The organism is Microbulbifer maximicatervae (SeqCode) (assembly GCF_052467385.1).
In genome coordinates this window covers 1267501-1280471 of the sequence record NZ_CP174311.1, presented here as the reverse complement: position 1 = coordinate 1280471, position 12971 = coordinate 1267501, and the positions used below count along the sequence as shown (strand labels likewise).

Genomic DNA, 12971 nt, shown 5'->3' with positions numbered 1-12971 from the left:
CTTTACCCCCCCACTACCGGAGCAACAATATCCAGGCTATCGTCGTTATTTATCTCAGTATTGCTATATTCCGTACGGGGAATAAATCCACCGTTGACCGCAACGGCAAACGTTTCTCCGCGATAGCCGAGCTGCTGTAAAAGCGCAGAGAGTTTTAGCGGGGATTCAAGGCTCTGTGTTTCCCCATTAATTAGTACCTGCATCAAACCACCTGTAACAGTTGTTGTGCCACTTGATTCTCCACTTGCTCCACTACTGCCGGCGCTAAAAGATAACCGTGACGGTAAAGGCCATTCACCCTAATCAGCCCGTCCTCGCTGTGGATATAAGGCATATTATCCATAGTGGCGGGGCGACAATTTACGCGGGTCTCAACAATACGAGCCTCGGCAAAAGCCGGGTTGAGGGAGTAAAGCGCGGAAGACAATTCCATACTGGAGCGCACGGAAATGGGCGACTGGTCTTCACTCTCAATTTCCGTGGCGCCAATTACTGTGCGTCCATCGCTGCGTGGTACAGCATAGAGCTTATAGCGCGGGTGGAGCAGACGCACTGGACGCTGCAAAACCACTTCCCGGGATTCCACCACCATCACCTCACCACGGACACCGCGTAAGCCTTCAATCTGCCCCTTGGCACCGAGACCACGGCAGTCGATCACGCAATCAAATTGTTCGCGCTCCGAGTTCACAGAGATATACCCGACTTCGCAATTTACCTTGCTGTGCTCTCGCAGAGTGACAGCTCCTCGGCGCAATACTCTGAGTAACGCAGGCAATAAGCGGTGATTATTGATATCCGCCTCACCCCGCAGGTAAAGCCCCTGTTCAAAGCCGTGTAAGGAGGGCTCTAATTTCGCTAAAGTATTACTATCGAGTGGCTGCACCTGCTTCCTGGCAGATTCACCCAACTTGCCCTGTAACTCCCGCAGGAATTGCAGCAGCTCACTTTTATCCTTGCCGTGAGCAACCAGCACTGAGCCCGCCCTGCGGTATTCCACGTCCTGCCCACTCCGCTCCTCCAGCTGCCGGGCCCACTCAGACCAAAGCTCAAGGCTTTTCAGCCCCAGGTTGTAAATCTGTTTATCGCTGTGCACCAATTCCGATAGTGGTGAGATCATTCCCGCTGCCGTCCAGCAGGCTCCCCCGACTGGCGCCGACAGATCACCCGCTTCAAACAGGGTAATATCCAGTTCCCGTTGGCAGAGCCGCCAGGCGAGCAAGCGACCTAACAGGCCACCACCGGCAATAGCTACTTTGGCTTTGGCTTTGGTTTCGCTTGTCACAGACCACCTATCTTCGCAAATCCAAATCGACACTCAGCAATATGCTCTACGCACTCGCCGTACTTTTGCTATCCGATTCTTGGGGGAGAGGACTCTCCCCCAAAATACTCATCAGCCTTTGTGATAAATCTCGCTACCCATGTCCTTAAATTTAATCGACATTTCCTCCATGCCCTGTGCCGCTTCCTGCTTGGCCGCATAATCGCGCACATCCTGGGTAATTTTCATGGAGCAGAATTTCGGGCCGCACATGGAGCAGAAGTGAGCTACCTTGCCGGATTCCTTTGGCAAGGTTTCATCGTGATAGGTGCGTGCCCGCTCCGGGTCCAAGCCGAGATTGAACTGGTCTTCCCAACGGAATTCAAAGCGGGCTTTTGACAGGGCGTCATCGCGCTTCTGTGCCCGCGGATGCCCTTTGGCCAAGTCTGCGGCATGAGCCGCAATCTTATAGGCCATAAGGCCCTCTTTAACATCCTCTTTATTGGGTAGGCCCAGGTGCTCTTTGGGGGTCACATAGCAGAGCATGGCGCAACCGTAAGTGCCGATAAGTGCAGCGCCGATGCCGGAAGTAATGTGGTCGTAGCCGGGAGCAATATCGGTGGTCAATGGACCTAGAGTGTAGAAAGGTGCGCCGTGGCAGTGCTTCAGCTGCTCATCCATATTTTCTTTGATCTTATGGATAGCCACATGACCGGGGCCTTCGATCATCGTCTGAACATCGTGCTTCCAGGCAATTTCAGTCAGCTCGCCAAGCGTGTGCAGCTCGCCAAACTGGGCTTCATCGTTAGCATCCGCAATGGAGCCCGGGCGCAGGCCATCACCGAGACTAAAGCTCACATCGTAAGCCTTCATAATCTCACAGATTTCCTCGAAGTGGGTGTAGAGGAAATTCTCTTGGTGATGGGCGAGACACCATTTGGCCATAATGGAACCACCGCGAGAGACAATCCCGGTCATACGTTTGGCAGTGAGCGGCACATAGCGCAAAAGCACGCCAGCATGAATAGTGAAGTAATCCACCCCCTGCTCCGCCTGCTCAATCAAGGTGTCGCGGAACACATCCCAGTTAAGATCTTCAGCAATTCCGTTTACTTTCTCCAGCGCCTGGTAAATCGGCACAGTACCGATGGGCACTGGCGAGTTGCGCAGAATCCACTCGCGGGTTTCGTGGATATTGGCACCGGTAGACAGATCCATCACCGTGTCCGCGCCCCACTTGGTAGACCAAACCAGTTTCTCCACTTCCTCTTCAATGGAAGAAGTCACAGCTGAATTACCAATATTTGCATTCACCTTGCACAGGAAGTTGCGCCCGATAATCATCGGCTCCACTTCCGGGTGATTAATATTCGCCGGGATAATTGCCCGCCCTTCTGCAACTTCCCGGCGCACAAATTCCGGCGTGATTTGCTCGGGGATGTAAATACCATCACGTGCCTTCTGGTATTCACTTTCACTCATTTCCGCTGCCAACTTGGCTCGCCCCATATTTTCGCGCACAGCGATAAATTCCATCTCTGGGGTAATAATGCCGCGGCGGGCATAGTGCATCTGAGATACATTCTGTCCCGGTTTGGCCCGGCGAGGGCTGGGAAGGTTTTCAAAGCGGATATGATCCAGCCCCTGGTCCGCCATACGCTTCTGGCTGTAGGCCGCCTGGCGAGAATCCAGCAGTTCAGTATCTCTACGGGCCTCTATCCAGCCCTGGCGCAATTTGGGCAGCCCTTCCCGTACATCCACTTTAAATTTGGGCTCGGAATAGGGGCCCGAAGTGTCGTAAATGGTGAGGGGCTCATTGGGTTCAAACACCGGATTCTCTGCATCCCCCCCTACCAAACTATCTCCCAGACAGATCTGACGAGCACCAACCTGGATGTCGGCAGTTTCACCGGGCAAATACACCTTGCTCGAGTTAGGGAAAGACTGAACCGTGAGATTCTCAAGAAATTCTTTAGCGGAATCGCGACTGGCAGCGCGGGAGGACTTTCCGGCTTTACCGGATTGTTCAATGATCTCAGACATGCGTAACCTTAAAACTTGGGAATTTAAAGGTCGCAGCATCCAGGGCACATACAAAGAGAAAAGACGCCAAACTGTAACAAAACAGGCGACTTCAGATCTTGTTCCCTACGCGGGGGTTACCCCGATCAGGTTCAACGGATCTCGCAACAGCGATCTCAGCCCACAGGCACTCCGACAAGTAGAGCGCAGTATAGTGGAAGCACCAGAAGAAGAACAGATGGCATAAAACTGCTCCAGAAAAACTAAAGCTTTGAAACGCCAATAAAGTAATCAATGCTCTCGGCGACAAAACTCCAACAGACTTCAATTTATTGATAACTGACCAAAGGGTCTCAAGCATTCACCACTCACAATATCTGAGTGCGTCCTACACTCCTTCTCGTTTACCGGAGCAGTGAATAAAACGATAACAACTTACGGCGAAAGTCGGTGTGGGAGAAAATACAATGTTGAATAAATATGGAGTTCTAGTAACGCTCTGTTTGAGCATCTTATCGATACAGCCAGCAATGGCAGCCCCCTCCAAGTCTGTTGCTGCGGGTGACAGTATTACCATGGCATTCGGTGCAGACTGTACCCGCAATAAGTATTTCTGGGACCTATTTTGTCTTCTCGGCGGGGACCAACCCGAGCATTCCTGGTTTGATGGTGACGACAATTCAGTGGAGAGTGTTCACGATAAATATAAAGTTAACTACCCCAATATGGCTGCCAATAAAAGCGCAGCAGAATCCGGTGCTGAGATGCGTAGTGGAGGCGACAATTTCTCCACTCAAGCCGATCGGATTCTATCCCAAAGTAATTTACCTGATCATGTCGAGGTAGTATTGGGCGGTAATGACATCTGTAACCGGGATTGCGTCGATCCAGCCAACTGTAACGATCCACTCTACACCGATAGCGAGTGGCGCTCGGCAGTTCAAGCTGGACTGGACAAATTAGTCGATGGACTCCCTAACGGATCAACGATAGTACTCGGCTCAGTACCACGAGTACACGATCTCCGGGCAGCTGGTCTGGATAAGCAAAGCGGTAATTCCCGCGTAGATTGCGAGAGTGTCTGGTCGACTTTCGGAATTTGCCGAATTGCAACAAATGGCGGCTCGATGAATGGAGAGAGCTTTGCTACTCGTTATAACGGAATAGCCGCAGCCCAACAACGTTATAATGAAATCCTTGTTGAGGAAGCAGAAAGTTACAACGGTATGAATGGGGTAGAAGTTGTTGCTGAATATACCGGTGAGGATGAGTTAAATGCCGGGACTTTTCAGTTTAATAAAGATGATATTGATGGTGGGGACTGTTTCCACCCAAGCATTCAAGGACAAAATATTGTTGCTGATCTACTGTGGCAAGGAAATCCGGATAAATAAGTAACTTTTACTGCTCGGTAAATTCAGGGCCCGCAATAATATACTGCGGGCCCTAATCAATTCACTTACCTAAATCCTCATCAAAGTAACCATTCTCTTCAACCACATACTGCAATCTATGCGGCAAACCTTTTCTCATAAAGGCGACATCAATTACTTTTCCACTGGTAAGAGCATTCCACAGCTCATTCTGACCACTGTGGACCCAACTGTCATTGACTCTCAACAGCACATCGTTTTCCTCGAACCCAAGTGCAGTAAAGAACTCATTGTTAGCCACACCCTCCAAGCGCATCAAATGGTGGCCCTCAACTTCCAGCTCCGCCTCAATAAATTTAGCCTCCAAGAATTCTCGTTGTTCGAGTTGCTTCGCCAACCACTCTTGCCCAAGAGTCAAGACACCAGCCGGCTCGATTAGTTTTTTACCGTTTTCTCCCTGAGGCTGTTCAATACGTTTGCGCAGATCCTCATCGTGCTGATGGGACAAAGTTAAAGGGATAATATTACCTTCTTCACCTTGCAATAGCAGACGCTCCAGGGAGCCCTGATTATCAATAACGGCATAGTGCCCTTTCAAACGCTTCAGAAAGACATCTTTAAGAACAGACTGCCCCAGTGAAAAATTCTGTGCCTTCTGCCCATTTACTTCTATTAAAGCTTTGGACTTATTCTCTATACTCGATTCACTAACTCCTACCAGGGCAAGAGGTAGATCCGTAACAGGTAATTGATTTTCAGTATCTTTTTGTTGTTTCCATGTATATTTTTGCTGAGGATCTATATCAAGCCTGATTAGTTCCTTTTCTATCCAGTAAGAATATTGCTCAAATGATCGTGCGCCCTTTAGATACAAACCGTTTATAAAAACAACCGGCACATTTGTAAGGCCAAGCCCTAAAGCAATTTCCTGATCCCCAAGAACAACTTCTTTATAATTCATATCTCCAATACAGGTTTTAAATTGCTTGTCATCGATCAGTAAACTGCTTGCGGTCTGGGAGTAAGATTTCTCACCAAGGTTTGGAGTTTTTGCGTATAAGGCGTCGTGATATTCCCAAAAAATATTGTGCTCACCAGCGCACTTAGCCGAAATAGCAGCTTTGATACCCTCCCGATGGAACTTAAGGGGAAAATCAAAATTTACCTGGCGAACCCAACCAGAATAGTCACTCAACAAACGCCTCAAGGTTGGCTGAAAGGATTTACAGTGGGGAGATTGAAAGGAGCAGAACACAGCAATTGTTATAGGCGCTTCGGGATTTCCTCGAGCGGCGCGCCCGCCATAATCAAGATCTATCCGTGGTGGCTCTGGAACGGGAAGCATAACTTCTATTTCTTGACCATCTTTTGCTGTTTTGGCAATCATTTCATGCAGCTTGTTGAGACGTAATTTATGCTCCATTTCAGCAATATCATACAACACAAGCTGGAGCTCCTTATCCAAGGCCTCCACGCTGACCTCCTGGCCATCAATCCGTGCAGCTATATGTTGTTGATCAAGTACTTTAGTTCCTACTGTTATTTCCGCATCCTTTGAACACCCCCCCATTAGGCTCAAAATACCCAACGCCATTAACTTTGCTATAACATTCCTTAGTCGATTCACTGGTAATTCTCCTTTTACCGGTTTTGACCAATCTTACTCACCAATTCTCATTTCAGCCGCTTACAGCAAGCTTTATTCAGAACGTGTTCAAAAAATGAGAACCAGGCAAGCTTTTTGGCATCTAAGCTAACGTCTCTCCAGTAGAGGGAATATCCAACAAACTAACCCTGAGTAATTTCGCGAGCCTATTCGATCCTTAGATCACTGCCCCCCATATGAAATCGCTTTTAAAACTACATGGGAAAATCTTGAAACCAAAACAAGCAATAGATCATATCGAAGTATCCAATAAGAGCTATAGCCAAAAGTATCGATTGCAGGAAACTCCAAATCGTCTATAAGAAGACGCTTTAGCGGAAGAATAAATTCAAGTCTCCTACAGTGATGCCAGATCCGTTTATGACGGGGACAGTAAAAATAGAGAATCTACAGTCAATCTACGGCCAAATACTCAGATGTACTACAATTACTCAACGGTACTCTACTGAAAATTCATAGCTCGAGTTATTGGTACAACTTTCGCAATGGATAACATCACCATGATACGACTACCACTTATTACCATCGTTTGACTTCACAGCGAGCCTATAGACCTTGTTAAATAGATGGATAGCTTAGTTGTGTTAATCATAAGCACCCTCAAGATACACCCGACACCAGACCAAATTTTTATATTCCACAGTAAAAAAGTAAAAGTAACTCTCAAGGAGAATAATTCTTTTGGGCTAAAGAAACACACATCTAATTCACCACTATGACTGGTTCGTATGGATCAATGAAAGAAAGCCAGCATACCTTTGAAAAATTTTCAGAAATACAAGACCTGAAAAGAATACAACTGGTTGTTGGTGGTCTTGGCTTTATAGGCCAGTACTTAACATGGGGATTATTACGAAAAGGTTTTAAAGTAGTTTTAATTGCGCGAAATGATATTCATGATCGATTCGAGCAACTAAAACAAAGAAATAGTTTTGCCAATCCTATTTACAAACTTTCGAAAAATGATTTCGACCGACTTATAATCATTTCAGGAGACTTGAACAGGCCAAAGCTCAGCTTAAGTTCTAGGTCTTACAGACAACTACTCTCTCTACACATTGGTTCAATTTGGAATTGTGCAGCTGACATGCGCTATAGCTATAGCAACCTACAACAAAGCATTAATACAAATGTTATCGGTGTGGAACGATTAATAGAGGTTGCTGTAGCAGCAAAATGTCGGTTCAACCAAATATCAACCAGTTTTATTGCCGGTAAAGATCATGCCAGCGGAGTAACCATAAAGGAAAAACTCTATCAACCTAAAGAATTTTTTAATGCTTATGATTACACCAAAAATGCAGCAGAGAACTTAATCGCAAAGTCCAAAAACCTGGAATACACCATCTATAGGCCAACTATTGTCCTAGGAGACTCGGTGACTGGCTACACAAACTCTCAGTTCGGTTACTATGAATATGTAAAACTGCTAAATAGACTAAAAGAACAGAATGTACAGACCCCCATTCACCTAAAATATCTTCCAAACTGCCTTATCAATGTCATTCCGGTTGACACTTGCTGTGATGCAATATTAAAGATTTCAAACAACCATGAACTCACAAAAAACCAATACTTTAATATTGCCGACTCTAACCCAATGACAATCGACGAATTCGTTAAGTTTAATCGCGATTACTTTGAGCTAGATTTAAGGCAAATTCAAGACAGCCACGTATTGTTAAGTAGCCTACCAGAAAAAGAAAGGCGGATACTTAAGATTATTAATAGAATGCAAAATGGACCATTTTTAAACAGTGACTTCAGGTTTTGCAGCGCAAATAGCCAAAGAGTCTTAGGTCACCCTGTTCAGAATCAATGGCGTAATAGCAAGAGTTATCTGACCAAAGTGGTGGACTATTTTTTAAATCAAGCGTAACTAAATTCAGCCCGATCAGGTATGCCATGAACAAACCTAGTGACATATCACTTTCCCATTATGCAAACAGAATCAGTTACTCAGGGCCAAATGAAGATTCAAGATCAGAGCTTAAAGCTCTAAATATCAATGAAAATGATAGTATTTTATGTGTTACTGGCGGTGGAGATCGCGTATTAAGCCTTCTACTGGGTAATCCCAAAAAAATAACCGCCATTGACTTGAATCCCAGCCAAAACTATCTCTTGGAACTAAAAAAAATTGGCATCCAGAAATTAAATTATGAGGAATTTTTAAGGTTCTCAGGAATACTCCCATGCAAAAAGAGATTAAACATCTATGACAACATAAAATCCTCTTTATCAAAAAAGGCGGAGTTATTTTGGTCAAACAACATAAATATCATTGAAAAAGGGTTTATTTATGAAGGCGCTTTCGAAAAGCACTTCAAGTTAATCAGTATGATCATTAAAGTTATTCGACCCAGCAAAATAAAAACTCTAACTCACCTAAAAAGCATTGAAGAACAGCGTGAGTTTGTTAAAAACAAATGGAATACCCCAACCTGGAAAACATTTTTGCATTTCCTTACCAATAAATATTTCTTCAGAACTTTCCTTAAAGATCCTGGGTTCTACGAACACATCCCACAAGAAGTGTCAATCTCTGAGTATTTATTAGGCAGAATGGACCACTCTCTAATGAACCACCTGGTTCTCGACAATTTCTTTATGACATTCCTGCTAACTGGAAAATACAACCCCGAATATGGAATGCCTTTATATTTGGAAAAAAATAACTACCCAGTAATTAAGGGAGCACTAGATAAAACAGCCATAGAAATAGTAACCTCACCGATAGAACAATATTTATACAACTGTGAAAATAAAATTGATAAATTCTCCATTTCTGACGTCTCAGCTTATCTTGATGAAAAGAGCTTTGTTTCCCTACTAAACGCAATATACTCAGCAGCTAGCGAAAACAGCATCCTCTGCATGCGCCATTTTATTACCAAAAGAATAATTCCTGACTCTATAAAAAATAAATTTTCTTTTAACCCAGTTCTTGAGGAAGAGCTCAATAATAGCGATATATCGTTTGTTTATAGCTTTAATGTTGGAGTGAAAAGAGGACACTAAATTACCTCACCAATGTATAGCTGTTACAGTAATTTAAATGACAGCTACCTTTAGGAATTCCTAATAGAAGACTCGCCAGCTAAGCTAGAGTACAAGCCCAGGCACTAAAAAGGGCCGCCCTATTAGACTGCCCTTTTTCGAATTAGAAGCCTGATAAACCACTATACCGGTTTAGACCACCGGTAGGGCTGTCCCACACTACCCTATGGGCGCCTCCAGTGTTCCAAGCTGGCACGGCTCCGGGATCGCGCACGACTCACATGGCAGCGCAGGTGCTGCCCGGTAGTAAAAGTATTTCACCCTATCCAAACAACAGGGAAACTTGCAGGGGTTTTGTTTTACGCGGATTTCCACAGTCTGGAGTTACTAACAGAAAGTCTGGATAGAGTTGTGCATAACTTTAATAAACGGGCTGCAGGCCCCGTGGTTACAGGGGATTACTGCAGAGACTAAAAAATCACCGATATTTTTACCGGCTAAATTTAATTTTTGGCGGGAGTGGTATGGGTACTTTTCTGAGTTTTACGCGAGTTATTTTTGTTGGATTATTTTTTGAGTGAGTGTAAAGGCATTTGGAGAGAAGATCGGTAAAGACCCATTTTTATAGGCTTTTTAGGAGAGCGTCTGTTTAAGGTGCTCAGGTAGTTTTAGGTTTTTCTTTTTTTAATTACTGACTGATTTTTTAAATAGAAAGTTGAGCATTAAAATTTTTCAGAGCTATTTTTATTTTTTCTATTTAATTTCTACTAAGTATTTTCTGCTTTCTCATTCCTATTTTTTGTTTTTATTTTTGTTTTTTTAAATATTTTTTCAGCTATAAAAAAAAGGGCCACCCTATTGGGTGGCCCTTTTCGGATTAGAAGCCTGACGATGACCTACTCTCACATGGGGAAGCCCCACACTACCATCGGCGATGTTGCGTTTCACTTCTGAGTTCGGCAAGGGATCAGGTGGTTCCACAACTCTATTGTCGTCAGGCAAACTGGCTTGGGTTGGCGTTGGTCTTATAAGCAAAGTGCTTGGCCTGCCGCGTTATCGCTGTTTGCCTCGGTCATATTATTGACCGGCGATAACCCCAAATAAGTCGGTAAAACAATCTGTAGTAATACACCGCAAGCGATCGTATGTCTCTAACTCACAATCCGCTAGCTTAGCTAGTCGTTAGTAACCATCTCTGTTGTATGGTCAAGCCGCACGGGCAATTAGTACTGGTTAGCTCAACGCCTCACAACGCTTCCACACCCAGCCTATCAACGTGGTAGTCTTCCACGGCCCTTCAGGAGGCTCAAGGCCTCAGGGAGATCTTATCTTGAAGGAGGCTTCCCGCTTAGATGCTTTCAGCGGTTATCCCGTCCGAACATAGCTACCCGGCAATGCCACTGGCGTGACAACCGGAACACCAGAGGTTCGTTCACTCCGGTCCTCTCGTACTAGGAGCAACTCTTCTCAAATCTCCAACGCCCACGGCAGATAGGGACCGAACTGTCTCACGACGTTCTAAACCCAGCTCGCGTACCACTTTAAATGGCGAACAGCCATACCCTTGGGACCGGCTTCAGCCCCAGGATGTGATGAGCCGACATCGAGGTGCCAAACACCGCCGTCGATGTGAACTCTTGGGCGGTATCAGCCTGTTATCCCCGGAGTACCTTTTATCCGTTGAGCGATGGCCCTTCCATACAGAACCACCGGATCACTATGACCTACTTTCGTACCTGCTCGACATGTCTGTCTCGCAGTCAAGCGCACTTATACCATTATGCTCATTGCATGATTTCCGACCATGCTGAGTGCACCTTCGTACTCCTCCGTTACTCTTTGGGAGGAGACCGCCCCAGTCAAACTACCCACCATACACTGTCCTCGATCCGGATAACGGACCAGAGTTAGAACCTCAAACATACCAGGGTGGTATTTCAAGGACGGCTCCACAACAACTAGCGTCGCTGCTTCAAAGCCTCCCACCTATCCTACACAAATAGGCTCAAAGTTCAGTGCAAAGCTGTAGTAAAGGTTCACGGGGTCTTTCCGTCTAGCCGCGGGTACACTGCATCTTAACAGCGATTTCAATTTCACTGAGTCTCTGGTGGAGACAGCGTGGCCATCGTTACGCCATTCGTGCAGGTCGGAACTTACCCGACAAGGAATTTCGCTACCTTAGGACCGTTATAGTTACGGCCGCCGTTTACCGGGGCTTCGATCAAGAGCTTCGCCGAAGCTAACCCCATCAATTAACCTTCCGGCACCGGGCAGGCGTCACACCCTATACGTCCTCTTACGAGTTTGCAGAGTGCTATGTTTTTAATAAACAGTCGCAGCCACCTGGTCACTTCGACCGGCCTCAGCTTAGGGAGCAAGTCCCATCACCAAAACCGGCGTACCTTCTCCCGAAGTTACGGTACCATTTTGCCTAGTTCCTTCACCAGAGTTCTCTCAAGCGCCTTGGTATTCTCTACCTGACCACCTGTGTCGGTTTAGAGTACGATTCACTATTACCTGAAGCTTAGAAGTTTTTCCTGGAAGCAGGGCATCAACCACTTCACCCACTAAGTGGGCTTCGTCATCAGTTCTCAGCCTTAGGGACCCGGATTTGCCTAAGTCCCCAGCCTACAACCTTAAACATGGACAACCAATCGCCATGCTGGCCTAGCCTTCTCCGTCACTCCGTCGCAGTAATAGCGAGTACAGGAATATTAACCTGTTTCCCATCGACTACGGCTTTCGCCCTCGCCTTAGGGGTCGACTAACCCTGTCCCGATTAGCGTTGGACAGGAACCCTTGGTCTTCCGGCGGGGAGGTTTTTCACCTCCCTTATCGTTACTCATGTCAGCATTCGCACTTGTGATACCTCCAGCAGACCTCCCGATCCACCTTCAACGGCTTACACAACGCTCCTCTACCATGCTCCTAAGAGCATCCGCAGCTTCGGTTATCAGTTTGAGCCCCGGTATATCTTCCGCGCAGGCCGACTCGACTAGTGAGCTATTACGCTTTCTTTAAAGGATGGCTGCTTCTAAGCCAACCTCCTAGCTGTCTGGGCCTTCCCACATCGTTTCCCACTTAACTGATATTTGGGACCTTAGCTGGCGGTCTGGGTTGTTTCCCTTTCCACGACGGACGTTAGCACCCGCCGTGTGTCTCCCGCGATTGCACTCCTCGGTATTCGGAGTTTGCATGGGGTTGGTAAGTCGGGATGACCCCCTAGCCCAAACAGTGCTCTACCCCCGAGGGTGAGACGCGAGGCGCTACCTAAATAGCTTTCGAGGAGAACCAGCTATCTCCCGGCTTGATTAGCCTTTCACTCCGATCCACAGGTCATCCCCTAATTTTTCAACATTAGTGGGTTCGGTCCTCCAGTTGATGTTACTCAACCTTCAACCTGCCCATGGATAGATCGCCGGGTTTCGGGTCTATTGCCTGCAACTAAACGCCCTATTAAGACTCGATTTCTCTACGGCTCCCCTAAGCGGTTAACCTTGCTACAGACAATAAGTCGCTGACCCATTATACAAAAGGTACGCAGTCACCCCGAAGGGCTCCTACTGCTTGTACGTATACGGTTTCAGGTTCTATTTCACTCCCCTCTCCGGGGTTCTTTTCGCCTTTCCCTCACGGTACTGGTTCA

The 12971-nt window shown here is 46.4% G+C and carries 7 protein-coding genes, 2 rRNA genes and 1 riboswitch (1 of these 10 running past the window's edge); of the genes, 3 read left to right on the top strand and 6 right to left on the bottom strand.

The window, feature by feature from the left end; genetic code table 11:
• Window positions 1-2: 2 nt before the first annotated feature.
• The 3 genes from thiS to thiC form a co-directional block, all read right to left on the bottom strand.
• Window positions 3-203: a sulfur carrier protein ThiS gene (gene thiS / locus ACJJIR_RS05615; protein ID WP_444907603.1), complete on the bottom strand. Its 201-nt coding sequence runs from the start codon at window positions 201-203 to the stop codon at window positions 3-5.
• On the bottom strand, window positions 203-1285 hold the full coding sequence (gene thiO / locus ACJJIR_RS05610) for a glycine oxidase ThiO (RefSeq protein ID WP_444907602.1): 1083 nt from the start codon (window positions 1283-1285) through the stop codon (window positions 203-205). The genes thiS and thiO overlap by 1 nt, the downstream gene beginning before the upstream one ends.
• Before the next feature lie 111 nt (window positions 1286-1396).
• Window positions 1397-3307, bottom strand: coding sequence for a phosphomethylpyrimidine synthase ThiC (gene thiC, locus ACJJIR_RS05605; RefSeq protein WP_444907601.1), 1911 nt, complete (start codon window positions 3305-3307; stop codon window positions 1397-1399).
• An 85-nt stretch (window positions 3308-3392) separates the two neighbouring features.
• Window positions 3393-3491: riboswitch (TPP riboswitch) on the bottom strand.
• A 262-nt stretch (window positions 3492-3753) separates the two neighbouring features.
• Here thiC and ACJJIR_RS05600 point away from each other — a divergent pair.
• Window positions 3754-4680, top strand: coding sequence for an SGNH/GDSL hydrolase family protein (locus ACJJIR_RS05600; RefSeq protein WP_444907600.1), 927 nt, complete (start codon window positions 3754-3756; stop codon window positions 4678-4680).
• 61 nt (window positions 4681-4741) lie between these two features.
• On the opposite strand, the gene ACJJIR_RS05595 is transcribed toward ACJJIR_RS05600, so the two are convergent.
• The gene (locus ACJJIR_RS05595; RefSeq protein WP_444907599.1) at window positions 4742-6286 is read right to left on the bottom strand and encodes a thioredoxin domain-containing protein; all 1545 of its coding nucleotides are present in this window, start codon (window positions 6284-6286) and stop codon (window positions 4742-4744) included.
• Window positions 6287-7061: 775 nt separating this feature from the next.
• Here ACJJIR_RS05595 and ACJJIR_RS05590 point away from each other — a divergent pair.
• Together ACJJIR_RS05590 and ACJJIR_RS05585 are read left to right on the top strand one after the other, a co-directional pair.
• Window positions 7062-8204, top strand: a complete 1143-nt coding sequence (locus ACJJIR_RS05590; RefSeq protein WP_444907598.1) for an SDR family oxidoreductase — start codon at window positions 7062-7064, stop codon at window positions 8202-8204.
• Window positions 8205-8230: 26 nt separating this feature from the next.
• Window positions 8231-9346 (top strand): DUF3419 family protein, encoded by a 1116-nt coding sequence (locus ACJJIR_RS05585; protein ID WP_444907597.1) that lies wholly within the window; start codon window positions 8231-8233, stop codon window positions 9344-9346.
• A gap of 862 nt (window positions 9347-10208) precedes the next feature.
• On the opposite strand, the gene rrf is transcribed toward ACJJIR_RS05585, so the two are convergent.
• Window positions 10209-10324: ribosomal RNA gene (rrf, locus tag ACJJIR_RS05580) — 5S ribosomal RNA — on the bottom strand.
• A gap of 203 nt (window positions 10325-10527) precedes the next feature.
• A 23S ribosomal RNA gene (locus ACJJIR_RS05575) occupies window positions 10528-12971 on the bottom strand; it runs 438 nt beyond the window's last position.